This window comes from Bradyrhizobium sp. 2S1 (assembly GCF_011516625.5).
GTDB classification, from domain to species: Bacteria; Pseudomonadota; Alphaproteobacteria; order Rhizobiales; family Xanthobacteraceae; genus Bradyrhizobium; species Bradyrhizobium septentrionale.
Map to the genome: position 1 here is coordinate 1,844,910 of NZ_CP147717.1, position 26,581 is coordinate 1,871,490.

The 26,581-nt window shown below is 65.7% G+C and carries 19 protein-coding genes and 5 pseudogenes; 8 read left to right on the top strand and 16 right to left on the bottom strand.

What is annotated here, in order from left to right:
- Positions 1 to 44: 44 nt before the first annotated feature.
- The gene (locus HAP54_RS08840) at positions 45 to 1,217 is read right to left on the bottom strand and encodes an ABC transporter substrate-binding protein (protein ID WP_166299421.1); all 1,173 of its coding nucleotides are present in this window, start codon (positions 1,215 to 1,217) and stop codon (positions 45 to 47) included.
- Between the two features lie 403 nt (positions 1,218 to 1,620).
- On the opposite strand from HAP54_RS08840, the gene HAP54_RS08845 reads away from it, so the two are divergent.
- Positions 1,621 to 2,160, top strand: coding sequence for a DUF805 domain-containing protein (locus HAP54_RS08845; RefSeq protein ID WP_224741318.1), 540 nt, complete (start codon positions 1,621 to 1,623; stop codon positions 2,158 to 2,160).
- 38 nt (positions 2,161 to 2,198) lie between these two features.
- On the opposite strand, the pseudogene HAP54_RS08850 reads toward HAP54_RS08845, so the two are convergent.
- The 3 genes and pseudogenes from HAP54_RS08850 to HAP54_RS08860 form a co-directional block, all read right to left on the bottom strand.
- Positions 2,199 to 3,185: pseudogene (locus HAP54_RS08850) on the bottom strand (IS30 family transposase); the annotation flags it as partial.
- 207 nt (positions 3,186 to 3,392) lie between these two features.
- Positions 3,393 to 4,289, bottom strand: coding sequence for a sigma-70 family RNA polymerase sigma factor (locus tag HAP54_RS08855; protein ID WP_166299422.1), 897 nt, complete (start codon positions 4,287 to 4,289; stop codon positions 3,393 to 3,395).
- Positions 4,290 to 4,318: 29 nt separating this feature from the next.
- The gene (locus HAP54_RS08860; RefSeq protein ID WP_166299423.1) at positions 4,319 to 4,627 is read right to left on the bottom strand and encodes a hypothetical protein; all 309 of its coding nucleotides are present in this window, start codon (positions 4,625 to 4,627) and stop codon (positions 4,319 to 4,321) included.
- A gap of 180 nt (positions 4,628 to 4,807) precedes the next feature.
- Here HAP54_RS08860 and HAP54_RS08865 point away from each other — a divergent pair, with 180 nt between their 5' ends.
- From HAP54_RS08865 to HAP54_RS08875, 3 genes are all read left to right on the top strand, one after another.
- Positions 4,808 to 6,214: a DHA2 family efflux MFS transporter permease subunit gene (locus HAP54_RS08865; RefSeq protein ID WP_166299424.1), complete on the top strand. Its 1,407-nt coding sequence runs from the start codon at positions 4,808 to 4,810 to the stop codon at positions 6,212 to 6,214.
- Between the two features lie 114 nt (positions 6,215 to 6,328).
- The gene (locus HAP54_RS08870; RefSeq protein WP_166299425.1) at positions 6,329 to 7,603 is read left to right on the top strand and encodes an NAD(P)/FAD-dependent oxidoreductase; all 1,275 of its coding nucleotides are present in this window, start codon (positions 6,329 to 6,331) and stop codon (positions 7,601 to 7,603) included.
- Positions 7,604 to 7,978: 375 nt separating this feature from the next.
- The gene (locus HAP54_RS08875; RefSeq protein ID WP_224741956.1) at positions 7,979 to 9,559 is read left to right on the top strand and encodes a tannase/feruloyl esterase family alpha/beta hydrolase; all 1,581 of its coding nucleotides are present in this window, start codon (positions 7,979 to 7,981) and stop codon (positions 9,557 to 9,559) included.
- Positions 9,560 to 9,578: 19 nt separating this feature from the next.
- Here HAP54_RS08875 and HAP54_RS08880 read toward each other — a convergent pair whose 3' ends face one another.
- A complete protein-coding gene (locus HAP54_RS08880; protein ID WP_166299427.1) occupies positions 9,579 to 10,529 on the bottom strand; it encodes a helix-turn-helix domain-containing protein in 951 nt (316 codons plus the stop codon).
- A 206-nt stretch (positions 10,530 to 10,735) separates the two neighbouring features.
- Here HAP54_RS08880 and HAP54_RS08885 point away from each other — a divergent pair.
- Positions 10,736 to 11,343, top strand: a pseudogene (locus HAP54_RS08885) (cysteine hydrolase family protein).
- A gap of 262 nt (positions 11,344 to 11,605) precedes the next feature.
- Here HAP54_RS08885 and HAP54_RS08890 read toward each other — a convergent pair.
- Positions 11,606 to 12,832, bottom strand: coding sequence for an ABC transporter substrate-binding protein (locus HAP54_RS08890; protein WP_224741955.1), 1,227 nt, complete (start codon positions 12,830 to 12,832; stop codon positions 11,606 to 11,608).
- Positions 12,833 to 12,886: 54 nt separating this feature from the next.
- A pseudogene (locus HAP54_RS08895) lies at positions 12,887 to 14,087 on the bottom strand (cytochrome P450).
- 82 nt (positions 14,088 to 14,169) lie between these two features.
- Here HAP54_RS08895 and HAP54_RS08900 point away from each other — a divergent pair.
- Positions 14,170 to 14,694, top strand: coding sequence for a MarR family winged helix-turn-helix transcriptional regulator (locus HAP54_RS08900; protein WP_224497025.1), 525 nt, complete (start codon positions 14,170 to 14,172; stop codon positions 14,692 to 14,694).
- A gap of 419 nt (positions 14,695 to 15,113) precedes the next feature.
- Here the strand turns inward: HAP54_RS08900 and HAP54_RS08905 are convergent, their stop codons facing one another.
- Positions 15,114 to 16,973, bottom strand: a complete 1,860-nt coding sequence (locus HAP54_RS08905) for a feruloyl-CoA synthase (RefSeq protein WP_414646215.1) — start codon at positions 16,971 to 16,973, stop codon at positions 15,114 to 15,116.
- Between the two features lie 161 nt (positions 16,974 to 17,134).
- Between HAP54_RS08905 and HAP54_RS08910 the strand changes: the two genes are divergently transcribed.
- Both HAP54_RS08910 and atzF read left to right on the top strand, forming a co-directional pair.
- Positions 17,135 to 17,665, top strand: a complete 531-nt coding sequence (locus tag HAP54_RS08910) for a MarR family winged helix-turn-helix transcriptional regulator (protein ID WP_166299429.1) — start codon at positions 17,135 to 17,137, stop codon at positions 17,663 to 17,665.
- A 236-nt stretch (positions 17,666 to 17,901) separates the two neighbouring features.
- A complete protein-coding gene (gene atzF, locus HAP54_RS08915; RefSeq protein ID WP_414646188.1) occupies positions 17,902 to 19,689 on the top strand; it encodes an allophanate hydrolase in 1,788 nt (595 codons plus the stop codon).
- A gap of 80 nt (positions 19,690 to 19,769) precedes the next feature.
- Here the strand turns inward: atzF and HAP54_RS08920 are convergent, their stop codons facing one another.
- From HAP54_RS08920 to HAP54_RS08955, 8 genes and pseudogenes are all read right to left on the bottom strand, one after another.
- Positions 19,770 to 20,501, bottom strand: a complete 732-nt coding sequence (locus tag HAP54_RS08920) for a GntR family transcriptional regulator (RefSeq protein ID WP_166299431.1) — start codon at positions 20,499 to 20,501, stop codon at positions 19,770 to 19,772.
- 43 nt (positions 20,502 to 20,544) lie between these two features.
- The gene (gene hpxZ, locus HAP54_RS08925; protein WP_166299432.1) at positions 20,545 to 20,937 is read right to left on the bottom strand and encodes an oxalurate catabolism protein HpxZ; all 393 of its coding nucleotides are present in this window, start codon (positions 20,935 to 20,937) and stop codon (positions 20,545 to 20,547) included.
- 1 nt (position 20,938) lies between these two features.
- A complete protein-coding gene (locus HAP54_RS08930) occupies positions 20,939 to 22,336 on the bottom strand; it encodes an AtzE family amidohydrolase (protein WP_224741317.1) in 1,398 nt (465 codons plus the stop codon).
- A 7-nt stretch (positions 22,337 to 22,343) separates the two neighbouring features.
- Positions 22,344 to 22,523: a DUF4089 domain-containing protein gene (locus HAP54_RS08935; RefSeq protein WP_166299433.1), complete on the bottom strand. Its 180-nt coding sequence runs from the start codon at positions 22,521 to 22,523 to the stop codon at positions 22,344 to 22,346.
- A gap of 19 nt (positions 22,524 to 22,542) precedes the next feature.
- A pseudogene (locus HAP54_RS08940) lies at positions 22,543 to 23,385 on the bottom strand (ABC transporter ATP-binding protein); the annotation flags it as partial.
- Positions 23,386 to 23,532: 147 nt separating this feature from the next.
- On the bottom strand, positions 23,533 to 24,636 hold the full coding sequence (locus HAP54_RS08945; RefSeq protein ID WP_166297973.1) for an ISAs1 family transposase: 1,104 nt from the start codon (positions 24,634 to 24,636) through the stop codon (positions 23,533 to 23,535).
- A gap of 99 nt (positions 24,637 to 24,735) precedes the next feature.
- Positions 24,736 to 25,578 (bottom strand): annotated as a pseudogene (locus HAP54_RS08950) (ABC transporter ATP-binding protein); the annotation flags it as partial.
- A gap of 97 nt (positions 25,579 to 25,675) precedes the next feature.
- Positions 25,676 to 26,575: an ABC transporter permease gene (locus HAP54_RS08955; RefSeq protein ID WP_166299434.1), complete on the bottom strand. Its 900-nt coding sequence runs from the start codon at positions 26,573 to 26,575 to the stop codon at positions 25,676 to 25,678.
- Between the last annotated feature and the right edge of the window lie 6 nt (positions 26,576 to 26,581).

The following is a 26,581-nucleotide window of genomic DNA, read 5'->3' on the forward strand; positions in this document are numbered from 1 at the left end:
GAGGTGAAAAGGAAGCAAGGCGTGGGCCAGGATTGCCCTAAGAGTTATTTCATCGCGCACTTTTCGTGGAAGCGATCCTGGTCATCCTTGACGATGGTCGCGACCGTCTTCAGCGAGAGCTGGCCGTCGGCGTCCTTGACCACGTCCTGCAAGTAGAAATTCTGGACTGGAATGTGGTTGTTGCCGTACTTGAACGGGCCGCGCACCGATTTGAAGTTCACCTTCTCCATCTCGGCCTTCATCGCGTCTTTCTTCGTCAGGTCGCCCTTCACCGCGACCACGGCGCTGTTGATGAGGTTGGCAGCGTCATAGGATTGCGCGCCGTAGAAGGTCGGGCGCAGGCCCGGATACTTCTTGCGGTAGTCCGCGACGAACTTCTTGTTCTCCTCGTTGGGCAGGTCGTTGACCCATTGCTGCGCGCCGGGAACGCCGAGCGCATTGTCCTTCTGCAGCGGCAGCGACAATTCGTCGATGGTGAAGGCGGTATAGAGCGGGATCTGCTGCTTGATGCCGGCCTGCGCATACTGGTTCAGGAACTGCACGCCGGCCGCGCCCGGATAGAACACGAAGATCGACTCGGCCTTGGAATTCTTCGCCTTGGTGAGCTCGGCGGAGAAATCGAGCTGGCTCGGCCACACCGTGTATTCCTCGCCGACGACCTCGCCCTTGAAGGTGCCCTTGACGCCGGCCAGCATGTCCTTGCCCGCGGCGTAGTTCGGGCCGATCAGGAATACCGACTTGACGCCCTTCTGGTTCATGTAGGTGCCGACCGCCTGTGGCGTCTGGTCGTTCTGCCAGGAGGTCGAGAACACGTAAGGCGAACACAGTTCGCCGGCGAGCTGCGACGGACCGGCATTGGCCGAGATCAGGAAGGTCTTGGAATCGACCGCCGTCTTCAGCGAGGCGAGCAGCACGTTCGACCAGATGTAGCCGACGATGAAGTCGACCTTGTCGGACTGCACCAGCTTCTCGGTCTTCTGCTTGCCGACATCGGGCTTCTGCTGGTCGTCCTCGTAGATCACCTCGACCGGCTTGCCGTCGATCTTGCGGCCGAGATGGTCGAGCGCGAGCTCGAAGGAATTGCGCATGTCGTTGCCGATCACGGCGGTCGGACCGCTGAAGGTCGAGACAAAGCCGATCTTGACGCTGTCAGCCGCCGTCGCGGGCTGCGCGAGCGCCAAAGCCATGGCGCCTGCCAGCCAAAATGCCTTTTTCATATTCACTCCCCTCCTCAACCAAAGATCCCGCCAGGCTCGATCACGAGGGCCCGGGGGCCCGGGGGTCACGCTTTACGCGCGTCGTTCTGTGACGTGTTTTGTGCGCGATATCGCAAGTCTGCAGCAAGCACGAACCGACGGCGCTCATTTAGAACCTTCGGCGCACACCCGAGCACCGTGCATCATAATTCGTCTAAACCGGGCAAGGCAAGAAATATAATGCCGGTTGCGTAGGCAACGATTGTCGCAGGCCCCCCGCTCCCCTCCAGAGGCCCCCGCCGCACTGCAGCAGGCTTTAAGGATTCGGTAAAGCGCTCGGAAACCACGTCCCGGGAAGCCCGTCCTGGACTTCATGATCTCGAAAGCATAACCGGGCGAGGCTCGGTCCAAAGGGACGCGTCGCATGCTGTTGAATTACATTTTCGGCTTCAACGCCCGGCTCGGCCGGCTGGCCTATTTCTTCTTCAGCTTCGTGGTCGGCTGCGGCTACCTGATGCTGGTGTTCGGCATCACCGGCAATGCACCGGCGAGCGGCAGGACGGATGTGCTGCTAGCGCAGGCCGCCAACAGCATGCCGCTCCTGATCGGCTTTTATGCCGTGCTCGTCATGACCTTCATGCTGCAATCGATGCGCATCCGCGACATCGGATGGGACCCGGTCTGTGTGATGGTGGGTTGGATTGCGCTCGTCGTGATCGACCGGATCGTCGCCGGAAAATATCCGGAATATGCACTGACCTACCAGCACACCGGCACGACGGTCGGCGCGCTCGTCAACCTTGCGCTGATGCTGGCCCTGACGTTCTGGCCCGGCAGCCGCCTCGGCGAAGAGCCGCATGAGACGGGCGATGACGGCTTCTCAAGCAGGGGCAGCACCCCGGCCGCAGCCGGCAACCGCGTTGCGCGTATCGCCAGCGGCGAGTTCGGCGGCAAGACGCGGTAGCGCGCCTCTCTCGACCGTCGTCCCGGCGAAGGCCGGGAGGTGGATTCACACTCGAAGTGCAACACTTGGGAGAAGGCCTCGGCGGGAGTTTGGAAGTCAAGAGATTTGCGCGGGGTGTTGTTGTAGGCGTTGAAGGACTGATGGAAGCGGCGGGTCGGGAGGGTTGCGAGGTCGGTTTTGCGCGGGATGAAGCGCCGCATTCGACCGATCGCATTCTCGATGCCGCCCTTCTGCCAGGGCGCGTGCGGATCGCAGAAGAAGGTCTCGATCGCGAGGCGGTGCAGCGCCGTGTGGCAGGCGAACTCGGTGCCATTGTCGAAGGTGACGGTCTGGCACAGGTCCTGTGGCAGGGATGCGAACAAGCGAACGAGATGACGGGCGACCCCGCGCGCAACCTTGCTGGCGAGGCGGATGCCGAGCAGCAGGCGCGAGGTGCGCTCATGCACAGTCAGGACGGCCTGACCGTATTTGGAGAACATCATCAGGTCGGCTTCCCAATGACCGGGAGTGCTGCGATCGGCGGCCTCGATAGGCCGTTGATCCAAGGAAACACGGCCTTCGATGAAGCTTGCGGGGCTGCCGCCCTTCTTGCCGCGGTAACCGCGCTTGCTCTTGCCGCGCGGCAGATAACGCCGCCAGCTGAAGTCCGAGGTGCGTCGGATCTGGGCGTAGATGAAGCGGTAGATGGTCTCGTGGGAGATCACCTTGCGGCCGTGTTCGCGGGCCAGCCGGCCGGCGACCTGCTCGGGCGACCAGCCCCGACCCAGGCGTTCCAACACCGCACGGCGCAGGCCGGGCTCCCGTTCGAGGCGTACGCCCGTCCAGCGCCGTGCTCGCATCTGTTGCTGGGCATAGCTGGGTTTGTAGCCGACCTGGACGCCTCGATTGCGGGTCAGCTCCCGAGAGACCGTTGATGGCGGGCGATCCAGAGCTGCCGCGATTTGCCGGACCGAGCTGCCATTGGCCGAAAGCCGGGCAATCTCGCATCGCTCGTCCAGGGATAGCTGCTCGTAACTCCGCCCCATCGCAACACCTCCTCAAGGAAGTGTTGCACTTCGTTTGTGAACTCAGGGGACCCATAACCACAGGATTGGATTGTTGAAGAACGCTGAGGCCCTAGCGTACAAGAACGATTGTCATTCGTGGTTATGGGTCCCGGATCGCGCTTCGCTTGTCCGGGACGACACTGAGTTTGTGGCGCGATCAGTGCACCATAGGCCGAGCGGCGACCACTACCCTTTATCCACCGCCCACTCGGCGCCGTCGATCGCATAGGCCGCGTGGCGGAAATCCCTGATCGTCGCAACCTTGTCGGCCGACCAGTCGAGCAGCATGAACGAGCGCGGCGGCGCGCCCTGTGCGTCCGGGTCGAACACCAGGATCGCGGGACGTCCCTCGACCTGTCCAGTCACCAGATGCCAGTCGTGGATCTTCGAATAATTGCCGAAGTAGCGCGACACCTCGGCCTTGCCGTTCAGCCGCGTCCGGTTGACGAGCTCGAGCCTGACGTCATCGGCGATCATGGCGCGGATGGCGTCGAAGTCGCGGGCGTTGAAGCGGCCGACATAGGCATTGAGCCTGCTGCGATCGGCCGGCGACAGGCCGGGCCGCGGCGCATCATCGGGCTCACGGGCGAATTCACGCAGCTGCGTCCGTCCGCGGTGCAGCGCCGCCTTCACCGCGGGCAGGCTGAAATCCATGATGCCGCAGACCTCCTGCAGCGAGCAGCCGAGCACGTCCATCAGGATCACGCTGGAGCGCTGTGCCACCGGCAGCCGCATGAAGGTGCGCAGGCTCGCCGCTGCGATCTCGCGGCGGCTGACATCATCGAGCTCTCCGGCCATCATGTCCACCTCCTCCGGCGCATGCAGCGCGTCCTGGCGGTTGCGCCGCCTGAGGAAATCGAGCGCGGTGTTGTGCGCGATCCGGAACAGCCAGGCTTCCACGTTCTGGATTGGCGCTGCGGACGCGAAGGCTTCCACCGCCTTGATCAGCGCGTCCTGCAGCACGTCCTCGCCATCGATGACCGATCCGACCATGCGGGCGCAGTAGCGATGCAGCCTGGGCCGCATCGCCGCCAAGAGCGCGTCGACCTCGGTCACGGCCGGCGCTTTGGGTGGTGATGTCATGATGGCTCCGCCAAGTCGGTTCACTCGGTTCACGGCTCATCCAGCATACGATAATTGCCGACAATCACAGCACTGCGAACCAGCGGCGGCTCGACGCAACGATCGCGGATGCCGTCCTGGAAGGCCTGGAACGCCGCAAGCTTCGGGATCGCGCTCGAGCCGTCTTCGGCCACGGTCTCGACCATGTGGATGAAGGTGTCGTCCTCCAGCCGCAAGGTCATATAGCGCACGCCGTCCGGCTTCGCCGCCTTCAGCTCGGCGAACACGGCCGAAACCAGCTCGGCATTCTTCTCGGCCATCTCCGGCTTCGCCTTGTACCTGATCAGGGTCCGTCTCATCGCAACCTCCTTGGCCTGGTTCTGCGGCCGGAACAGGCCGCGTCAAACCCAAGGACGTTTGCCGACCGCCAAAGGATGCGGTCCGTCAAAAATATTTTCGGCCGCATCCTTTGCCGGTCCCAGTTCGTCCTGGCCTGCGAAGCGCGCCGCAACCTTGCGGCACGCCAACGGAGAACGACCATGCAGACTCCTCGAGAGCGCGCCGAACAGCGCTGGGTGCTCGGCCTCACCGCGCTGGCATCCTTCATGATGGCGCTGGACGCCATGATCATGACCACGGCCTTCGCGACAATCCGCGCCGATTTCGGCAGCCCGGTGGAGACGCTGCAATGGACCGTCAACGCCTTCAATCTGACCTTCGCGGTGCTGCTGCTAACCGGCGCCGCGCTCGGCGACCGCTTCGGGCGTCGGAAAATGTTCGCAACCGGGATCGGCCTGTTCGTCGTGGCCTCGGCGGCCTGCGCGCTGGCCGGCAACGCCGCGGCACTAATCGCCGCCCGCGCCCTGCAGGGCGCAGGCGCGGCGCTGGTGATGCCGCTCGCGATGGCGATCCTCAGCGGCGCGTTCGGCCGGGAGGAGCGCGCCCGCGCGCTCGGCATCTTCAGCGGCATCACCGGATGCGCGCTGATCATCGACCCCGCGATCGGCGGCTTCATCACCGAGCATCTCGGCTGGCGCTGGATCTTCTGGATCAACCTGCCGATCGGCCTGGTCGCGATTGCCCTCGTGCTGGCGCGGCTGCGCGAAAGTTTTGGACCGGCAGCGCCGCTCGACGTCACCGGACTGACGCTGGTCGCCCTCGCGGCGCTGGCGCTGGTCTGGGGCCTGTTGCGCGGCAACAGCGTCGGATGGGCGAGCGCGGAGGTGACCGGCGCGCTGATCGCAGGCCTCGCGCTGGCCGTGACGTTCGTGCTGTGGGAGCTACGCGCGACGAACCCGATGGTGCCGATGCGGCTGTTCGCGGCAAGACCGTTTGCCTCCGGCATCGCCGCAAGCGTGTTGCTCTATGCCGCGATGTACGGCGTGCTGTTCCTGCTGCCGCAGTTCCTGCAGATCGCGCTCGGCTTCGACGCCTTCGGCGCCGGGCTGCGGCTATTGCCGTGGACGGCGACGCTGTTCGTCACCGCGCCGATCGCCGGCGCCGCCGTCAACCGGTTCGGCGAGCGCACGCTGGTCGTCACTGGTCTGCTGATGCAGGCGATCGGGCTCGGCTGGATCAGCGAGATCGTGAGCCCGTCAGTGCCTTATTCCGCGCTGGTCGCGCCGCTGGTGCTCGCCGGCGTCGGCGTCTCGATGGCGATGCCGGCTGCACAGAACGCAGTGCTGAGCGCGGTTGCCACGAGCGAGATGGGCAAGGCGTCTGGTGTCTTCAACATGGGCCGCTTCCTCGGCGGCATGTTCGGCATCGCGGCACTGGTGGCGAGCCTCGTAACCAATGGCGCCGCCGATTCAACCCGACATTTCACCAGCGGATTTGCTGCGGCGATGAGCCTTGCAGCAACGCTGTCGTTCGCTGGCGCCGTCGCTGGCCTGTTCCTGCCGATGCGGCGACGGGCCGTCGCAGCAGCCGCGCCGCAGGATGCATGACGTTGCGACGATTGGGTTTTGCTATCGGGCGATCGGGCATTTCGTGTTGGAATGAGGCTGCGAATGACTACATAATCAAATGACGAAGCCGTTCGGAACCGAGAGCGACATCTCATGACGCAAGCGCCGGCCAAACCTCATCGCGTGGTGATCGTCGGCGCCGGCTTCGGCGGGCTGGAAGCCGCTTTCGGTCTTTCGGGCGCGCCGGTCGAGATCACCTTGATCGACCGCCGCAACCACCATCTGTTCCAGCCGCTGCTCTATCAGGTCGCGACCGCATCGCTTGCGACCAGCGAGATCGCCTGGCCGATCCGCTATCTCCTGCGCGACCGGCCCGAGGTGACGACGCTGTTTGCCAATGTCTGCGGCGTCGATGCGGCCGGAAAGCAGGTACAGCTCGATGACGGCGGCAGCATACCCTACGACACGCTGATCCTCGCCACCGGCGCGCGCCACGCCTATTTCGGCCATGACGAATGGGAGCCGTTCGCGCCCGGCCTGAAGACGCTGGAGGATGCCACCACGCTCAGGCGGCGCATTCTGGTCGCGTTCGAGCGCGCCGAGCGCGAGACCGATCCGGACAAGCGTGCGGCGCTGCTAACCTTCGTCATCATCGGCGCCGGGCCGACCGGCGTCGAGATGGCCGGCACCATCGCTGACCTCGCCAAGGACACACTGCCGCAGGACTTCCGCCACATCGACACGCGCAAGGCGCGCGTGGTGCTGATCGAAGCCGGGCCGCGCGTGCTGGCCGGCTTTCCCGACGACCTGTCGGCCTATGCGCAAGCGTCGCTGGAAAGACTCGGCGTTGAGGTGATGCTGGGCGCGCCGGTCACCGAATGCTCGGCCGACGGCGTGGTGTTCGGGGACAAGAGGCTGGAGGCCCGCACCATCGTCTGGGCCGCCGGCGTGCGCGCCTCGCGCGCCGCCGAGTGGCTGAACGCGCCGGCCGATCGCGCTCATCGGCTACAGGTCGAGTCCGATCTCACCGTGCCGGGCCATCCCGACGTCTTCGCCGTCGGCGACACCGTCACGATCAAGGGCCCCGACGGCAATCCGGTGCCCGGCATTGCGCCGGCCGCAAAGCAGGAGGGGCGCTACGTCGCCGCACTGATCAAGGCCCGGCTCGATGGCAGGACGCTCCCGCCGTTCCGCTACAAGCACGCCGGCAGCCTCGCGCAAATCGGCAAGAAGAAGGCGGTGATCGATTTCGGCTGGCTCAAGCTCCGCGGCTCACTGGCATGGTGGATTTGGGGCCTCGCCCACATCTACTTCCTGATCGGCGTGCGCCACCGGATCGCCGTGGCGATGAACTGGCTCTGGATTCACACCCGCGACCAGCGCGCCGCACGGCTGATCACCCAAGGCAGCAGCAAGGTCGCGCAGTAGGCGCGCCTCGGCGCAGCCTCCGCGCCTCAAGCAATTTGAACCGTCACCCTGAGGTGGCCGCCTCTTCGGCGGCCCTCGAAGGGTCGACGGCCCCGCTAGTGGCCGTGCATCCTTCGAGGCTCGCCCAGCGGCGCAAGTGCGCCGCAAGGCTCGCACCTCCAGCGACAAAGGCGGAGCCTTTGCGCGGGGATGACGGAATGCCTGCTGGCATACAGGGCCCATCCAACCATTGTGCACCGACCCCTCGCATGAAATACTTGCCACGGCAACAATTATTGCAGGGAGGAAACAATGCAGATCGATGCGCGCGCATGGGCGCTTGCGGCCTCGCTTGTCACGCTGACGTCATTCGCAGGCGACGCGGCGGCGGCGCAGATGCTCGCCGATCCCGCGGCGACCTGTAGCGGACTTACCGGCCCCGCCGATGGCGCGATCAAGATCGATAGCGCGGTGCTCCAGGCACCATCGCCGCTCGCAGTCGTTGAGAAAGGACCGACACCGGCCGGCCGCGTCGTCCCGGCCAATCCCGCCTTCTGCAAGGTGCTCGCCCATATCGATCCCGCCGATCCCACGGCGCCGCCGATCAAATTCGAGGTCAACTTGCCGGTGGAGTGGAACGGCCGCTCGCTGCAATATGGCGGCGGCGGCTTCAACGGCGTGCTGATCAGCGGCCTCGGCCTGCCGCCGGCCTATCCGTTCGACAAGGCCTCGCCGCTGGCGCTCGGCTTCGCGACCGTCGGCACCGATTCCGGCCACGAGTCGAAGCCCGGCGAGCCGCCGCAGCTGTTCGCGCTCAACGACGAGGCGTTCGAGAACTTTTCGCACAAGGCCTACAAGAAGGTGCGCGACGCGGCGCGGGCGCTTGTCGTGCGCGCCTACGGCAAACCGCCGGCGAGGATGTATTTCATGGGATCGTCCGAAGGTGGCCGCGAGGCGCTGACCATGGCGCAGCGCTACCCCGACGATTTCGATGGCATTTTCGCGCGCGTACCCGTGATCAACTGGGTGGGGCTGCAGCATGCCGGCACCCGCTCGGGCCTTGTCACGATGGGCGACGGCTGGATCCAACCGGCGCAGGTCAAGCTCGTCGCCGATGCCGTGCTGAAGGCCTGCGACAGGCAGGACGGCTCCGACGACGCGCTGGTGCAGGATCCAGTCGGCTGCAAGGCGGCGTTCAAGCCGGCCTCGCTGGCATGCGCGGCGGGCCAGAGCGGCGACGACTGCCTGACCGACAAGCAGATCGCGGCGATCGACACGCTGCATGCGACCTACAAATTTTCGTTCCCGCTCGCCAACGGGCTCGACGACTATCCGGGCTGGGGCGTGTCCGGCGAGAACACACCGGCATTCGGCCCGACCGGCGGATGGAAGGCGTGGTGGCTCGGCACCACGGCGCCGGCGCAACCGCCCGCGCCCACCAACGGCATCGCCTGGATCTACGGCGCCGGCGGAATCCAGTATGTCTTCGCGCGCGATCCAAAACTCGACGTCACGACCTACAGGCCGGAGGACTACAAGGATCGCGTGCGGCAGGTCTCCGCGCTGATGGATTCAACCGATCCGGATCTCAGCCGCTTCCACACCCATGGCGGCAAGCTCGTGATCCTCGAGCACATGGCCGATTACGCGCAAAGCCCCTATGCCGGCATCCGCTATTTCGAGACTGTCGAGAAGACGCTCGGCAAGGACAAAACGGCGGAGTTCGCGCGGCTCTACACCGCGCCCGGCGTCGACCATGTCGGCTCCGGCGCGCCGGCGAATGTCGACATGCTGGCGGTGCTGGTCGACTGGGTCGAGAACGGCATGGCCCCCGCCGATCTGGAAGTGACGGAGCAGAAGGTGCAGGCGCCAGGCTTCGAGACACTGCGCGCGCTGCCGCTGTGCCGCTGGCCGGCCTGGCCGCACTACAAGACTGGACCGGTGACCGCGACGTCGAGTTTCTCTTGCGCACCGTAACGAAAGGTCGCTCCACGCGTCACCCCATCACCTGATGGGGCGAGCGGCCGAACGCGGCCTTGAAGGCGCGGCTGAAATGCGAGACGTCGCTGAAGCCGAAGCTCAACGCGACATCGGTGACGTGCGTGAAGCGCCGTTCGGCCAGCGCCTGATAGGCGCCGGCGAGACGCTGTTGCCAGAGCCAGCGGATCGGCGTCGTTCCCTCGCGCGCGAACAGGCGATTGAGCGTCCGCGGCGCCACGTGCTGCGCCGCGGCCATCGCATCGAGATCGAGCTCGGAATCGTCGAGATTGGCGAGGATGTAGGCCTTGACCCGCGCCAGCCGTTCATCACCGTGCCGCGGCATGTCATCCGTCAGCTCGGTCTGCAGCGTCGTCGCGAAAATGTCGAGCGCCGAGGCGCCGAGCCGTATCGCAGCCGGTCCCGCCGCATCATCGAGCCGCGTCAACTGGCGGATCAACGATCCTGCCAGCGCTCCCACTTTCGAATCATTACCGACCCGCCGTGCCGTCAGGCGGTGCGCATCCGGCAGGCGCGCGAGCAGCAGCGGCCGCGGGATCGACACCATGATCGAACGCGCGCTCGGGGCGAATTCGAGCGTGAACGGCTGCGCCTGGTCATGGAGCATGAGATCGCCGCGGCGCATCTGCACCTCGTGTCCCCCTTGTGCAAAGCCGACCTCGCCGCGCAACGTGAGCCACAGCATGAAATAGTCGCGCGGGTCCCTGCGGACGTCGCTCGCGCTGCGCACCACCCGGATGCGGTCGGCCGCCGGGGTCGACGACCAGATGTCGTTGATCGCAAGCGGGCCAAAATTGCGGATCGAGATCGACGCGGCAAACGCCTCGTCGGCGACCCGGCGGCATTCGGTCAACGAGAACTCGCGGCAGGTGACGTGATGCCAGCGGTCGAAACTGTCACCTGGCGCGACAAGCGTTTGCGCGACGATTGTGTGATCTGGGGTCTGCATCGGACCTTGCTCCCGCCCAACCCTGCAGCGGGATATTCTGCGTCTGCCGTCCGGTTCTGGCAAGCAGAGGCCAGCGAATGGCCGGCGCAGCCAAGAACGGCCGCCGCGGGGGATGTAGAAATACCTCCCTTTAGGAGAGGAGACACCACATGGGCTACCAATGCGACATCATCGATCCGGCCAGAACCGTCATGATCGTTGTCGACATGCAGAACGATTTCGTAGCCGAGGGCGCCAAGCTGCGTTCCGCGCAAGCCGCCGCCATGGTGCCCCGGCTGGCGCAGACGCTGAAAGCCTGTCGCGACAAGGGCATCCGCGTCATCTACACCGCGCATGTGCACCGCCGCGACGGCAGCGACATGGGGCTCTATGACGATCTCTATTCGCCGATCGCCGACCGGTCGTCGCTGGTCGACGGCACCGCGGGCGTCGAGATCTTCAATGACCTCGACCCGCGCCTGGCGAGCACGTCATCAAGAAGCACCGCTACAGCGCGTTCTTCGCCACCGATCTCGACCTCATCCTGCGCGAATGGGGCATCACGACGGTCATCATCTCAGGGACGACGACCGAGAACTGCTGCCACGCCACCGCGCGGGACGCCATGTTCCACAATTACAAGGTCGTCTTCCTGTCGGATGCGACAGGCACGTTCGACTATCCGGATGTCGGCCAGGGCGCCCTGTCGGCCGACGAGGTGCATCGCGCCACGCTCACGATCCTCGCGTTCTCCACGGCACATGTGATGACGGCGGCCGAGATGCTGGCGCGGGTGAAGGTGACGGACGGTGCAGCGAGTCCGAAGGCGGCGTAGCGAAGAGAGCGATTCTCGCACGGCATATTCGGTCCGCCTCTCCCCTTGTGGGAGAGGCCGGATTGCATGGAGCGGAGCGAAATGCGATCCGGGTGAGGGGTTGCGGTCTATCCAAGCGGTACGCCGTGTGGAGAGAGACCCCTCACCCCGGCCCTCTCCCAATCGAAGTCGGATTTTTCCGACTTCGAAGATTAGACAGCGCAACTCGGGTAAACCCGAGTTGCGCGGGAGAGGGGGCGCAGCGGTGTTCGCGGCGAAGAGCTCACTTCACCAGCGAGCAGCCGCCATCGGCCAGCGGGCGGAAGGCCTGATCGGCCGGGATGGTCGCGATCAGCTTGTAATAGTCGTAGGGGTATCTCGACTCCTCCGGCTTCTTCACCTCGAACAGATACATCGGATGGACGACACGGCCGTCCTGGCGGATCGCGGTCTCGCCGAACAGTCTGTCCATGCCCTTGAAGGTCTTCAGCTGCGGCACCACGGCCTTGGCGTCGTCGCTGCCGGTCGCGGCGACCGCATTGAGGTAGGCGAGCGTCGCGGCATAGACGCCGGCCTGGTTGCCGCTCGGCATCTTGCCGTTCATGCCGGGACGTGCGGCGAAGCGTTTTGCGAACGCGCGGGTGTCGTCATTCATGTCCCAGTAGAAGGCCTCGAGCAGCTGCAGGCCCTGCGCGACCTTCAGGCCCATGCCGTGGACGTCGTTCACGAACAGCAGGAACGCGACCATGGTCTGGCCGCCCTGCTGGATGCCGAACTCGGCCGCCTGCTTCACCGCGTTGATGGTGTCGCCGCCGGCGTTGGCGAGCCCGATCACTTTTGCTTTCGAGTTCTGCGCCTGGAGCAGGAAGGAGGCGAAGTCCGACGTGCCGAGCGGATGCTTGCTCGATCCGAGCACCTTGCCGCCGTGCTTCTCGATGTAGTTCGTCGCTTCGGCTTCAATGCCTTTGCCGAGTGCGTAGTCGACGGTCACAAAATGCCAGTCCTTGCCGCCACGCTGCATCATCGCAGCCGCCGTGGTGTTGCCGGTGGCCCAGGCGTCGTTGACCCATTGAATGGTGTTCGGCGAGCAGGCCTTGCCGGTAAGGTCGGAGCTTGCGGTCGACGACGCCAGGAACGTCATCCTCGAGTCGCGCAGGATGGTGTTGATCGCGAGCCCGACGACCGAGTTCGGCACGTCGACAATGGCATCGACGCCTTCGACATCGAGCCATTTGCGCGCGATCGCAGATCCGACGTCGGCCTTGTTCTGGTGATCGGCATAGACGATCTCGACCTTGATGCCCTTGCCGCCGCCGTTGAAATCCTCCGCCGCCATGCGCGCGGCTTCCACCGAGCCCATGCCGTTGGTGTCCTGGAAGATGCCGGAAATGTCGTTGAGCACGCCGACGCGCACCACATCGCCGGAAATCTCCGCGCGTGCGCTGCCTGCGGCGCAGGCCAGTGCCAGCGCCAGACCAATCCTAAATCGCCCAACCCCGAAGCCTCTCATCCTATCCACTCCCATGTTTCCTCAACCAACCTTTTGCCGGTATTGAGCGTCTCGTCAGGCCGGCGTGATCTCGACGGGCAGACTGTTGAGCCCGCGCAGTGTGTTGTTGAAAAGGCGCTTCGGCTCGCCAGTGATTTCGATCTTGGCGACACGACGCGCCAGCGCCGCCATCATCACTTCGCCTTCGAGGCGGGCGACGAGTTGGCCGACACACATATGGATGCCCGAACCGTAGCCGACATGGCCCGACGTACGACGCGTGATGTCGTAGCTATCGGGCTTGTCCCAACGGCGCGGATCACGATTGGCCGCAGCCAGGAACATCAGCACCTTCTCGCCTTCGGGGATGCTGGCGCCACTGAGCTCGACGTCGCGGGTCGTGGTACGGAAGAAAGTCTGGACCGGACTTTCGAACCGCACGGCTTCCTCGAAAGCGTTGCGCGCCAGGGTCGGGTCGTCGCGCAGCCTCTCGAACTGGTCGGGGAAGCGGGCAAGGCAGTAGACGGCGGCACCGATGCCGTTGACGGTGGTGTCGAGACCGGCCGATAGCAGCGAGCGCACCAGGAGCGGCGCCTCGGTCGCGGTAATGGCACCGCTATCGACGTGGGCGTGGATGCAGGCGCCGATGCCGCCCGGGGTGAGATTGTCGCGCTGACATTGCTCGGCAATATAGGCCTGATGCGGCGCCGAGCGCTCGATCGCCTGCTTGCGGAGCTCGTTCGGCGGCCCGAAGGCGTTGAACACCAGGCTTGCGTAAGGCAGCAGATGCTCGCGGCCCTCCGGCCGCAAGCCCAGCGCATCCGGGAAGATCGACAGCGGATAGGCTTCCGCAAGGTCCTCGATCGCGTCGAAACTGCGCTTCTCCAGCAGCGCATCGACGCGGGCCTCCGCAGCGGCGGCAAACCGCCCGCGAAGCTGCTTCATCACGGTCGCCGACAGCACCGTGCTCAGCACAGTGCGGGTGCGGGTGTGCGCCGGCGGGTCGGCCTCGAGGATCAGGCTCGGCGGCCGCCACGGCTTCTCCTTGGAGAAGTCGCTGAGGCCCACGCCGCGGCTGGAGCAGAAGGTCGCGGGATCGTTCAGGACCGCATGGACCTCGGCATAGCGGGCCACGCCGTAGACGTTCAACTTGTCGAGATAGACCACGGGTGCGGCCTCGCGCAGCCGCGTGGGTCGGGAACGGATCGGCGAAGAATTCGAGCGCGAACGGATCGACGTCGAGATGCGGGACGGACGTCCCTGCCGTTGCAGTCATCGGGACCTCCCGAGGTTTGATCTTGTCAACACGGGCCGCATGTCTATTGCTCCCGAGCAGTTTCGAAGCGATGATTTGAGAAATGAGCAGCCAGCCCCTCCCCCGAAAGCCCCGCCGGCCGAGACCGGCCGATCCCGCAGACGCCACTGACGGCCCGCTGCTGGACCTCAACCGCTATGTGCCGGCGTTCATCACCTTCATCGGCAACAAGCTGTCGAACAGCGCCACCGCCTTTTACCAGAAGAACTTTGGCGTCAACGTCACCGAGTGGCGAATCATCTCGCAACTGGCGATCGAGCCGGGGATTCCAGCCTCGCGGATCTGCCAGGTGATCGGCTTCGACAAGGGCCCGGTCAGCCGCAACCTCGCGGCGCTGCAGAAGCGCGGGCTTTTGACGATCCGCACGGCGCCCGACGACGGCCGCACCCATTCGATCACGCTGACCGCGCGCGGCCGCGCCATTCATGACAGGGTGATCGTCGCGGCGCTGGAGCGCGAGCGGCGGCTGCTGTCGTGCCTGAAGAAGGACGAGCGCGAGGTGCTGATCGACCTGTTGCGCCGGTTGCACGAGAATCTCGGCGCCGTGACCGGGCAAAGCACGACCTGACCGTACGGCGGGACCCTGCGCCACCGCGATATTCGCCCGGTCTTCCATGCGTGCTGCTCGCGCGCTGCTGCGCAATATTTTCCTCCCAAACGCGTGGCCGTTGACCGGCCCTGTCCCGATTGGCACGGAAACTCGCACAGCTTAGTTGCCATGGCAACTAAAAATACGAACCCTTGCGGGGCAAGGCTCCGGGGAACCGGTGCGGACGGCTCAAGTGTATGGTCCGCCAGACGTTCCACAAACTCGGTGTCGTCCCGGCCTCCGAGCCGGGACCCATAACCACCAATGCTGATTATTGCGCGCCAGCGGAACGACGACCTTTGTACACAACGTCGGCCGCGGAGTATGGGTCCCTGCTTTCGCAGGGACGACGGCGGTGTACGTGGCGCCCTGCCAGCACCCTACCGGTACAAATCACGTCACGAGCCCGCGCAGGCGATCGGCTCGGCCGACGCGTCGTCCTCCAGGACCGCCACTGCTGCGACGCGGCGCGTCAGCACGGCGCGCTGGTTGATGTAGCCCTTGTCGGTGATCTCCCCGCCATCGACCGAGGCGGGCTCGGCAAGCAGCAGTGCACGGGTGGCGTGGCCGGAAGAATGGCCGCCTTGCGCCTTCAGCCTTGCGAGCCTCTGTCCGATCGCGGAGCGGATCGCAGGATGGCTGATCACGTCACGCACGTCGGCGCTCTCGGAAAGTTCCGCCAGTGCGCGGCAGGCGGCAATGTTCGGAAACACCAGGAACCGCACCTCGTCGCGGCCATGACCGGTGACGACGATGTCGTGCGCAAGCGGGGCCAGTGCCGCGATGCCCGCGACACGCAGGGTGCCGACGCTGACCCAGGTTCCTGAATTGAGCTTGAAATCCTCGGCGACGCGGCCGTCGAAGAACAGGCCAAGATCGGGCCTGTCAGGATCGGCGAAGGTGACGGCGTCGCCGATCTTGTAAAAGCCCTCGTCGTCGAACGCCTCGGCGGTGAGCCCGGGCGCCTTCCAGTAGCCCGGCGTGACATTGGGCCCGCGCACCTGCACCTCGAGCTTGTCGCCCGACGGGACGAGTTTCAGTTCGGTGCCGGGGATCGGTACGCCGATATTGCCGGAGCGTTTGGCGAGGAAGTGGCAATCGGTCGCGAGCGGCGAGGTTTCGGTCGAGCCCCAGGCCGACACCATCGGCAAGCGCCGCCCCACGGTTTGCAGCGACAACTCCTCGAGCGCGTCCCACAGATTCTGCGGCAGCGCCGCGCCGGCATAGAAGGCGAATTTGGTGCCCTCGAAGAATTTTCGGCGCAGTTCGTCATCGGTGCGGAGCGCCGCGATCAGCATGTCGAAGCCGCGCGGCACGTTGAAATAGACCGTCGGCACCACGCTGCGCAGATTGGCGAGCGAGGTCGCGAACAGGCCGGGCGCCGGCTTGCCGCCGTCGATATAGAGCGTGCCGCCGTTGCGCAGCACCAGATTGAAATTGTGATTGGCGCCGAAGGTGTGGCTCCAGGGCAGCCAGTCCAGGATCACAAGCTCGCCACCGGACTGATCGAGGAACGTCCAGGTCTGCGCCTTGGCCTGCTGGCTCGAGGTCAGCATGCGCTGGGTGTTGATCACGGCCTTTGGCGTGCCTGTTGACCCCGAGGTGAACAGGAATTTTGCGATCGTGTCCGGCGTCACCGCCGCGAAGGCTTTTGCAATCTCGGGCGCTTCCGGCGTCGCCGGGATGGTGCGGAACGCCAGCGCGTCGGCATCGTCAGGGTTACCGCTGACGAGGGTCGCCCGATGCAGCGGCTTGATCGCGGCAAGCGCCAACGCGAACGGTTTTGTGCCCGTGACATAGATCGCGCCGGGATCGAGCAGATTGATCATGCTCTTCAGCTTATCGAAATCCCGCGACATCAAGGAATAGGCCGGCGAGATCGCGGCCGAAGGCACGCCGACGTGCTGGGCGGCTAGCGCAAACAGCGCGTGATCGACGCCGTTGTCGGACAGAATGACGAGTGGCCGCTCGGCGGTCAGCCCTTGCGCCAGCACCCACGATGCGACCCGCCGCACGATATCGAGCGAATCGCGATAGGTGACGGTGCTCCAGGGCGCCTCGGCACTGGCGCGCTCGCCGAGGAAGATGCGATCCGGCGCCTGCCGCGCCCAGTGCTCCAGCCAGTCGCCGATGCAGCGGGCGCCTTGCTTCAGCGGCGTGGTGGATCGAACCAGGATGCTGCCGTCATCGCGGCGGTCAGCAACGATCGCGGGCGTCGCGAACAGGCGGTGCGGATTGTCTGCGCTGGCGGCGGCCATCGTCATGATTTCCTCCTCGCCCGTATCTTGCGGGACCGCACTGCAACATCGTGCAGCATCGCGGTCCCGGCCGGGCTCTTTGGCGATAATGTTGCGGACATCGATTGTTGTCGTCAACAACAATCTTTCCCTTAGGCCGCGGGCGCGCTAGCATCGCCGCCATGGCAAGCCAGCAAAAGACGTCGCGCAAGGCGGCAGGAACGGCAGCGGCAATCCGCCGCCCCCAGGTGCGGGCGGCGAACGGCCGGGCACATCGCGGCGACAACGGCGACGAGATCGGCCTCGACGCGCTGGCCGGTCACGCCGGTTACGCGGTGCGGCGCTTCCAGCTCTGGATCTTCCAGGACTTCATCAAGACGCTGGCCGCCGCCGATATCCGTCCCACCCAATATTCGGTCATGACCGTGATCGGGGCCAATCCGGGCCTGAGCCAGATGGCGGTGGCCAAGCGGCTCGGGATCGAGCGCGCGCGGCTGGTGCATCTGCTCGACAGCCTGGAGGAGCGCGACTTCGTCAGCCGCATCCCCTCCGCCACTGATCGTCGCACCCACGCGCTGCATTTGACCGCGCGCGGCAAGACTGCGCTGGCCCAGTTCAAGCGGCTCGCCGCCGAGCACGAGCGGCATGTCGCCGAGAAGATCGGCAAGGAAAACCGCGAGCGGCTGCTGCAGATCCTTGCCTGCTTCACCTGACCTCTGGCTCAGATTTCGGCTTGATCAGATCTGCCTTTAAATTAAGCAGAGGCATTCGCGGACGGGTCTGCATAAGTTCCAACGACCATTTCAAGCAATTGATATTGTGTAATAATCTGCCGTGACGCGAGCGCAGGTGAATTGTACACAATGGCACGTTGCTTGCTTCGATCAGGCTGCAATTCCCTCGCGGAGGGCATCCGATGCCTTCCCGCTCAACAGACGGGGCCAACCACGTGACTGAAACTGTCGCTGCGATCGTTGCCGCGCATCGCGCCGGGACCATGACGCCGGCCCGAACCGTGGCGCGCAGCTACCAGCGCATCCGCGAGCACAACGATCCCGCCATCTTCATCAGCCTGCGCGACGAAAAGGAGGCGCTCGCCGAAGCCGGGCGCCTCACCGACCCGACGCTGCCGCTCTACGGCGTGCCGGTCGCCGTGAAGGACAATATCGACGTCAAGGGCCTGCCGACCACCGCGGCCTGCCCGGCCTTCTCCTACATGCCGGCGCAGGATTCCACCGCGGTCACCCGACTGCGTGCGGCCGGCGCCATCATCATCGGCAAGACCAATCTCGACCAGTTCGCCACCGGCCTGGTCGGCGTGCGCTCGCCCTACGGCATTCCCAAAAATCCGCTGCGCGGCGATCTCGTGCCGGGCGGATCGAGCTCGGGCTCCGCGGTCGCGGTATCCGCGGGACTGGTGCCGCTGTCGCTTGGCACCGACACCGCGGGCAGCGGCCGCGTACCGGCGATGCTCAACAACATCGTCGGCCTCAAGCCGAGCCTCGGGATGATCTCGAACGCGGGACTCGTGCCTGCGTGCCGAACGCTCGACTGCATCTCGGTGTTCTCGCTGACCATCGACGACGCGCTGGCCGCGCTCGCCGTGATGGCCGGGCCGGATGACGCCGATCCGTTCTCGCGCGACCGGCCGCTGGCACCGCTCGCGACGTTTCCGGCCAGGCTGAAGCTCGGCATTCCCAAAAGCGGCCAGCTGATCTTCTTCGGCGACCGCGAGGCCGAGAAGGCCTATGGCGAGGCATGCAAGCGCTGGCAGTCGCTTGGCGCCGACCTCGTCGAGTTCGATCTCGAGCCGTTCTACGAAACCGCCCGGCTGCTTTATGAGGGCCCCTGGGTCGCCGAGCGCTATCTCGTGATCCGCGACCTCTTGGCGTCGTCGCCCGAAGCAATCCACCCGGTAACGCGCGAGATCACGATCGGCGGAGCGCGGCTCACGGCGGCCGATACGTTCTCCGCGCTGTATCGCCTGCAGGCGCTGCGCCGTGTCGCCGCGCGCACCTTTGCGCAGTGTGATGCGATCGTGCTGCCGACGGCGCCGACGGTCTATTCCACCGCTGACGTGCTGGCCAACCCGATCGAGCTCAACTCGCGGCTCGGCACCTACACCAATTTCGTCAATCTGCTCGATCTCTGCGGCCTGGCGTTGCCGGCGGCGATGCGGCCCGACGGCGCGCCGTTCGGCATCACGCTGCTCGCGCCCGCCGGCCGCGACGCCGAGCTTGCCGGCATCGGCCGCGTGTTCCACGCCGACACCGGACTTGCCATCGGCGCCAAGTCGCTGCCGCAGCCGCCGCTTGCCGCAGTACCGGCGCAGGCCGGGGCCGACGAGATCACCATCGCAGTGGTCGGCGCGCATCTGTCCGGCATGGCGTTGAACCATGAGTTGACGACGCTCGATACGCGCCTGCTGGAGGAGGCGGTCACCGCGCCGGACTACAGGCTCTACGCACTCGACACCACGCCGCCGAAGCCCGGCATGCTGCGCATCGAGCCGGGCGCGGGTCACGCGATCAAGCTCGAGCTCTGGGCGATGTCGCCGGCCGCGTTCGGAAAATTCGTCGCCGCGATCCCGCCGCCACTGTCGATCGGCACCATCAGGCTCGCCGACGGACGGCAGGCCAAGGGCTTTATCGTGGAGCCTGCCGCGATCAACGGCGCGAAGGATATTTCCGCCTACGGCGGCTGGCGGGCGTTCATGGCGGAGAAGGCGAAAATATAGCCGCAGCGGAGATGCGCTCCCTCGCCCCGCTCTTGCGGGGAGAGGGGCATCCCACCGCCAGGCGGTGCGAGTTGAGAGACCTACACCGACACCGCGTAGGTCTCGTATTCGCCACGCACCTGTTCGATATGGGCGCGCATTGCGGCGGCGGCACCTGGCTTGTCGCCGCGCATGATGGCGACGACGACGCGGTCGTGCTCGGCATGCGATTTTGCCAGCCGCCCGAGGTTGCGGAACTGGGCGCGGCGGAACGGCTGCACGCGCACGCGCGTCGCCAGGGTGATCTCGGCGATATAGGCGTTCTGCGATCCGGCGTAGATCGCGTTGTGGAAGCGTTCATTGACCTCGTGGAAGCGCTCGGGATTGCCGGTGTAGCTCAAGACCCGCAGCTCCTCGTGGACCGCTTCCAGCGCGCGGCGCTCCGCCGGCGTCATCCGCTCGGCGGCAAGGCCGGCGCACATCGCCTCCAGTTCGGCCATCGCCTCGAACATGCCGGTGAGCCGTTCAAGGGACGGCCGCGCCACCACCGCGCCGCGATGGGCGCGGGCATCGATCAGGCCGCTGGCGGCAAGCTGCCGCAGCGCCTCGCGCACCGGCGTGCGGGAGACGTTGAACCGGCGCGCGAGGTCGGTCTCGTCGAGCCCGGCGCCCGGCGGCAGCGTGCCGCGCACGATCTCGTCGGCGAGTTGCAGCCGCAGCTCTTCGGCGCGGGTGATCTTGTCGGTCAGCGACGACGGGCGATCGACGCGACGCACGGCCGCGTCGGGCTCGGCGCCCGGCGGCATCCGCGTCGGAAGATCGTCCAGGCTCATGCCTCAAGCGCCCTTTCAAGCAGTCCAGTTCAAACGCCCTTGTTCAAGTGCCCTTGGGCTCGTCGATGACGCTGACATGGGCAGCCACGATTCTCCAGCCCTCGGGGAAGCGAATCCACGTCTGCATCTGCCGCCCCACCCTACCCGGTGTGCTGTCCCGGTAAAACAGCGTCGAGGCGATCGCGGTGTCGCGGCCATAGGTCGTGATCACGGTGCGCTCGATCTTGCGCATCAGGCCGACCGGCGAGCGCCCGGCACGAAACGCCATGATCTCGGCGTAGCCATAAAGGTTCTCGCCGATGCCGTAACGCAGCGTGCGGCTGTCGTTGCGAAACAGCTCGTCGAGCACCGCGACATCGTTCGAGATCAGCGCCTTCTCGTAGCGCTGGAACTGCGCGGTGACCTCGGCGACCACGTCGGGAAGATCGATATCCATATCAGAGCCCTCTCGGTGCGGGTGCCGCAGCAACGCCCATCTGTTCCAGCGCGTAGGCGACCCGCAGCGCGATATCCTCGCGCCACGGCGCTGCGATGATCTGCACGCCGATCGGCATCGGTTCAAGCGGCACCGGCACAGCCACGACCGGCAGGCCGATGAAGGAGATCGGCTGGGTGTGGATGCCGATATTGGCCCGCACCGGCAGCTCGACGCCATCGAGCGTGAAATTGACCTGACCGATCTTCGGCGCGGTGCACGGCGTTGCCGGCGCCAGGATCACGTCGACCGACTGGAACAGCTCCGCTGCCTTGGCGCGGAACCAGCGGCGGAATTTCTGCGCTTTGTCGACATAGACGGCCGGAACCATCGCGCCCGCGATGAAGCGGTCGCGAACCGCCGGATCGAAATCGTTGGGACGCTTGCGCAGCCGATCGAGGTGCAGTGCGGCGCCTTCGGTCGTGGTGATGATAAAGGCCGCGGCGCGGGCGCGCGCCGCCTCCGGCAGCTCCACTGTCTGCGTGGCACCGAGCGCCTTCGCCACGCGTGCGACCGCTTCAGTCGCCTCCGGAAACACGTTCTGCTGGAAATAGCCGCCGGCGATCGCAACGCGCAGCCGGCCGACGTCATTGGCAAGCAGCGGCACGGTCGGCTCAACCGATCCCACGATGCAGGCCGGATCATCGGCATCAGGCCCCTGCATCGCGTCATAGGCGAGCGCGAGATCCTTCACGCTGCGCGCCAGCGGACCGAGATGGTCGAGGCTCGCGACGAACGGATAGGACCGCGCGCGCGACAACCTGCCATAGGTCGGCTTCAGGCCAAAGGTGCCGCAGAACGACGACGGCACACGAATCGAGCCGTTGGTATCGGAGCCGAGCGCAATCGGCACCAGCGCGCCGCCGACGGCGCTGCCCGAGCCGCCCGAGGAGCCGCCGGTCATCCGCGTCGGGTCATGCGGATTGCGCGACGGGCCGTCATGCACGTTCTCGCCGGTGAAGTCGTAGGCGTATTCGCCCATGTTGAGCGCGCCGACCAGCACGGCGCCGGCGGCTTCCATCCGCTCGATCAACGCGGCATCGCGCGGCGACGGCGGCAGGTCGCGGTTGATCTTCGAGCCGGCGCGGGTCGAGAGCCCCTGCACGTCGAACAGGTTCTTCACCGCGAAGGGAACGCCGGCGAGCGGGCCGACCGACTGGCCCGCCGCGATCGCGGCATCGATTGCCCTGGCCCTGGCGCGTGCACGATCGGCGGTGACGTCAGTGAAGGAGTTGAGCACCTTGTCATGCGCCGCGATGCGCGCGAGCGCAGCTTCGGTCGCGGCGAGAGCCGTCATCTTGCGGCTTGATACGGCCTGCGCGATTTCGGCGGCCGACATGGAAGCAGGAGTTTCGGACATCGCGGTCTCAGGTCGAATAGATCGCGGCGGACACGATCTCGTCCGGCAGCGGGAAGTCATCGACCAGCCGCGCCAACCGCAGCGAGACCTCGAGATTGGCGCGCACCGCGGGACGCCAGGCGTCTTCCAGCGGCAACGCCATCGCGCTGGCGACGGCGTTCATGTAGTCGTCGAGATGGTCGGCCATTTCGCTCCCAATAAGTTTCTCAAGCAACCGGCAACGGCGGATGCGGGATCGCCGTCAGCAGCTCCCTTGTATAGGCATCCTGCGGATTGCCCAAGACTTGTTCGGACGCGCCCTGCTCGACGATGCGGCCGATGCGCATCACGATGACGCGATCACACAGCAGGCGCACCACATTGAGGTCGTGCGACACGAACAGATAGCTCATGCCCATCGACTGCTTGAGGTCCTGCAGCAGGTTGAGCACCACCGCCTGCACCGAAACATCAAGTGCCGCGGTCGGCTCGTCCAGGATGACGAGCTTCGGGTGCAGCGCGATCGCGCGCGCGATGCCGACGCGGGCCTTCTGGCCGCCGGAAAGCTGGTGCGGAAAGCGGTCCAGAAGATTGACCGGCAGGCCGACCAGCCGCGCGAGCTCCTCGCAGTGGTCGCGGAGCGCGTCGCGCCCCCTGATGTCGCCCAGCTGCATGATCGGGTCCGCGATGGCGCGCGCCGCGGTGAAGCGCGGGTTGAGGCTGTCGGTCGGATCCTGAAACACCATCTGGATCTGGCTGCGCCGCGGCAGCCGCGCGAAGGACTGCGGCATGATGCCACCGATGTCCTCGCCGTCGAACATGATGCGGCCGGAGGTCTGATCCAGCAGCCGCATCACCATCATCGACGTCGTCGACTTGCCGCAGCCGGACTCGCCGACCAGCCCGACGCTCTCGCCGTGATCAATCGAGAAGCTGATGCCGTCGACGGCGCGGAAGATCTCCTCCTCGACCGGCGGCTTGCGACCGAACAGTTTTGCCAGCACCGAGCCCGCGCCCTGGCGGGGATATTCCTTGACGAGTTTTTCGACTGACAGGAGGGGCTGCTTCTGCTCCCTCTCCCCGTTCTTTACGGGGAGAGGGTTGGGGTGAGGGGCTATATCCGCGAGCACAGTATTCGGAGAGTCCCCCTCACCCGCCACGCTCTGGCGCGCAAGTGCGCTGCCGAGCGTGTCGGCCTCTCCCCGCACGCGGCAGGGCTATCGCATATGGCTGAGGGCTGCCATGAGGAAGGCATTGTCCCAGCCGGCGCGCTTAATTTTGCGCCGCAGGGAGGCTGGATCCGGGTGAGTTCGCAGGATGTTGAGGGCGAGCCTGCGCAGAATGGCAAGGTTCTCGGGCGCATGGTCGCAGCGTGAGCGGTTGCTATCCTCGGCAAAATGGACGTCGAGCACCCAATGGAGTTGGTTCTCGATGCCCCAATGGCTGCGAGTGACGTGGAGCAGCCGCTTGGGAGCGATGTATTTGGACAGGAGATAGTGACGCACGACAGGCGCATCGGCGCGCTGCTTCCGCAGGCGTCTGCGCGAGGTGATGCGCCCTATCGCGGCGGCCCCTGGGAAGCCATAGAGGTCCGCCAAACTGGTATTGCGCATGACTGTGGCACGTCGCACTTCGCGTCGATCGTGGGTGGAAGGGTCGATCTGCTCGGCTGTGCTGCGCTTGCCCGATCGCGCAAATTGTTGGGTCACCGCGGTGAACAAGCGCCCGCGGTTGGCCTTGATCGCCAGAACATAGTCGCCGCCGCGCTCGCGCACCGTAGCCGCAAAGGCGCGGGTACAATGCAGCGCATCGGCGGTAACGATGCAGCCTTCCAGCGACAGAAGGTCCAGTACCTCCAGAGCGCCCGCCGTCTCGTTGCGACCAGATGCCTTTTGCTGAGCCAAGGCCATGCGGGCATCCACCGCAAAGACGTTGACCATGTGCAGCGGGGTGGCCTTGCCGCCGCGTTCGTAGGCCCCGCGCAGGGCCTTGCCGTCAACCGCCACGACCCCAGTCAGCTTGATGCGGTTGGCCTTGGCAAAGGCCGCCATGAAGCGACGAAATGCGCACTCAAAGGCCTGCGGTTTGAGCAGGCGGAACACCCGACTGAATGTATCGTGGCTTGGGATGCCATGCTCCAGGCGAAGAAAGAGCCGCAACAGCTCCTCCTTCGACTGCCCGAAGTCCGCCATGTCCGAGCACGACTCCGCCCCGCACAGCATCGCCGCCAGTGCGATGAACAGCACTTCCAACAGATCGTGCCTGGCATTGTCCGCGCGCGGGTCCGGCAACCGCCGAAAGGCCGTCTTGAACTTCTTCATCCGACCCCCTCCTTAATCCGGGAGTCGTCTTCAGAATCGGTGTTGCCTTACAATGCAATAGCCAGCGAAACCCCATATGCGATTCCCCTGCCGCACGCGGGGAGAGGCAAGGGAGCCCTCTTCCGGCAACAAATCCCGCAGCGACACGCCGACCCGCGGCGTCGCGCGCATCAGCTTCTTCGTGTAGTCGTGCTGTGGCGACGCGAAAATGTCGGCCGACTTCGCGGTCTCGACCACGCGCCCCTTCTCCATCACCACGACGCGGTCGCAATAAGCGGCGGCGAGGCCGAGATCATGCGTGATGAGGATGGTCGACATCGACCGGCGCCGGGTCAGCTCGACGATCAAATCCATCACCGCCTTCTGGGTGGTGACGTCGAGGCCGGTGGTCGGCTCGTCGGCGATCAGAAGCTGCGGGTTGCAGGCGAGTGCCAGCGCGATGACGACGCGCTGGCACATGCCGCCTGAGAGTTCGAACGGATAGGCGTGATAGCGCTCGCGCGGGCGCGCGATCTTGACCTGCTCCAGCGCCTCGATCGCCTTCTCGCCGCGATCGGTGACCTGCGCCTGTTGGATATGCTGGCGCAGCACATCCTCGATCTGATGCCCGACCTTGCGGATCGGATTGAGGGCGGCGCGCGGATTCTGGAAGATCATCGAGACTTCGCGGCCGCGCAGATCGCGCATCTGGCTCTCGCTCGCCGCCTTGACGTCGATGCCGGAAAACATCACCGAGCCGTCGGCGATCCGGCCGGCCCGATCGAGGATACGCATCACCGCGTACGAAGTCACCGACTTGCCGGAGCCGGACTCGCCGACGATGCCGACGGTCTCGCCCTTGCCGACCGAGATGTTGACGTGCTGCACCGCCTTGACGATGCCGCGACGGGTGGTGAACTCGACCGTGAGGTCGCTGACGTCGAGCAGCGGCTGGGCGGTCATGCGCGCCTCCCCCCATGCGATGCGTCATCCAAAAATCCGCAAAACAACCCCATGCAAAGTAGCGGAGAGGTAGCGCGACACCGTGCCGAGACAGTCATCAGGTCCTCCGCTGCGGGTCGACGATGTCGCGCAGGCCGTCGCCGAGCAGGTTGAAGCAGAACACCGCGATCATCAGCGCAAGGCCCGGGAACAGCGCGATCCACCACTCGCCCGACACCATGAAGCCGGCGCCCTGGGCAACCATGATGCCCCACTCCGCGGTCGGTGGCCGGACACCGAGGCCGATGAAGGACAGGCCCGCGGCGTTGAGGATGGCATAGCCCATGGTCAGCGACATCTGCACGATCATGATCGGCATGATGTTCGGCAAGATGTGCCCGAGCAGGATGCGGTATTCGCCATTGCCGGAGAGCCGCGCCGCCTGCACGAAGCCGGCGTTGCGGCGGACATTGGCCTCGGCGCGCGCGACGCGGGCATAGAGCGGGAAGTTCACGATCGCGGTCGCGATGATGATGTTTTGCACGGTGTTGCCGAGCGCCGCGACGATGCCCATCGCCAGCACGAACAGCGGAAACGCCATGATGGTATCGGCGATGCGGCCGACGATGCGGTCGGTCCAGCCGCCGAAATAGCCGGCGGCGATGCCGGCGAGCCCGCCCATCAGGAACACCAGCACGACCGAAGCCACCGCGATGAAGGTGTCGAGCCGTGTCGCGACAATGACGCGGCTGAAGATGTCGCGGCCGAGCTGATCGGTGCCGAACCAGTGTGCGGCGGACGGCGGCTTCAATGCCGCCGCGGTGTCCGAGGCGAGCGGATCGTACGGCACCACGTAGGGCCCGAACAGCGCGGCAAACAGGATCACGATCAGCAGCGCGAAGGCAAAGCCGGTGACCTTGTTCTCGCTGAGCACGTAACGGGTTTGCTCAATGACCGCGGCGAGACCCGAGGTGCGTGCGGGACCGACCGGCTCAACAGTGGGGGCTACGCTGCTCATCTGTCC

What these genes read in the sequence shown, in the direction of transcription:
- HAP54_RS08840 (WP_166299421.1), bottom strand. Translation starts at nt 1,217, where the DNA reads ATGAAAAAGGCATTTTGGCTGGCAGGCGCCATGGCTTTGGCGCTCGCG.
- HAP54_RS08845 (WP_224741318.1), top strand. Translation starts at nt 1,621, where the DNA reads ATGCTGTTGAATTACATTTTCGGCTTCAACGCCCGGCTCGGCCGGCTG.
- HAP54_RS08855 (WP_166299422.1), bottom strand. Translation starts at nt 4,289, where the DNA reads ATGACATCACCACCCAAAGCGCCGGCCGTGACCGAGGTCGACGCGCTC.
- HAP54_RS08860 (WP_166299423.1), bottom strand. Translation starts at nt 4,627, where the DNA reads ATGAGACGGACCCTGATCAGGTACAAGGCGAAGCCGGAGATGGCCGAG.
- HAP54_RS08865 (WP_166299424.1), top strand. Translation starts at nt 4,808, where the DNA reads ATGCAGACTCCTCGAGAGCGCGCCGAACAGCGCTGGGTGCTCGGCCTC.
- HAP54_RS08870 (WP_166299425.1), top strand. Translation starts at nt 6,329, where the DNA reads ATGACGCAAGCGCCGGCCAAACCTCATCGCGTGGTGATCGTCGGCGCC.
- HAP54_RS08875 (WP_224741956.1), top strand. Translation starts at nt 7,979, where the DNA reads ATGCTCGCCGATCCCGCGGCGACCTGTAGCGGACTTACCGGCCCCGCC.
- HAP54_RS08880 (WP_166299427.1), bottom strand. Translation starts at nt 10,529, where the DNA reads ATGCAGACCCCAGATCACACAATCGTCGCGCAAACGCTTGTCGCGCCA.
- HAP54_RS08890 (WP_224741955.1), bottom strand. Translation starts at nt 12,832, where the DNA reads ATGAGAGGCTTCGGGGTTGGGCGATTTAGGATTGGTCTGGCGCTGGCA.
- HAP54_RS08900 (WP_224497025.1), top strand. Translation starts at nt 14,170, where the DNA reads ATGAGCAGCCAGCCCCTCCCCCGAAAGCCCCGCCGGCCGAGACCGGCC.
- HAP54_RS08905 (WP_414646215.1), bottom strand. Translation starts at nt 16,973, where the DNA reads ATGGCCGCCGCCAGCGCAGACAATCCGCACCGCCTGTTCGCGACGCCC.
- HAP54_RS08910 (WP_166299429.1), top strand. Translation starts at nt 17,135, where the DNA reads ATGGCAAGCCAGCAAAAGACGTCGCGCAAGGCGGCAGGAACGGCAGCG.
- HAP54_RS08920 (WP_166299431.1), bottom strand. Translation starts at nt 20,501, where the DNA reads ATGAGCCTGGACGATCTTCCGACGCGGATGCCGCCGGGCGCCGAGCCC.
- hpxZ (WP_166299432.1), bottom strand. Translation starts at nt 20,937, where the DNA reads ATGGATATCGATCTTCCCGACGTGGTCGCCGAGGTCACCGCGCAGTTC.
- HAP54_RS08930 (WP_224741317.1), bottom strand. Translation starts at nt 22,336, where the DNA reads ATGTCCGAAACTCCTGCTTCCATGTCGGCCGCCGAAATCGCGCAGGCC.
- HAP54_RS08935 (WP_166299433.1), bottom strand. Translation starts at nt 22,523, where the DNA reads ATGGCCGACCATCTCGACGACTACATGAACGCCGTCGCCAGCGCGATG.
- HAP54_RS08945 (WP_166297973.1), bottom strand. Translation starts at nt 24,636, where the DNA reads ATGAAGAAGTTCAAGACGGCCTTTCGGCGGTTGCCGGACCCGCGCGCG.
- HAP54_RS08955 (WP_166299434.1), bottom strand. Translation starts at nt 26,575, where the DNA reads ATGAGCAGCGTAGCCCCCACTGTTGAGCCGGTCGGTCCCGCACGCACC.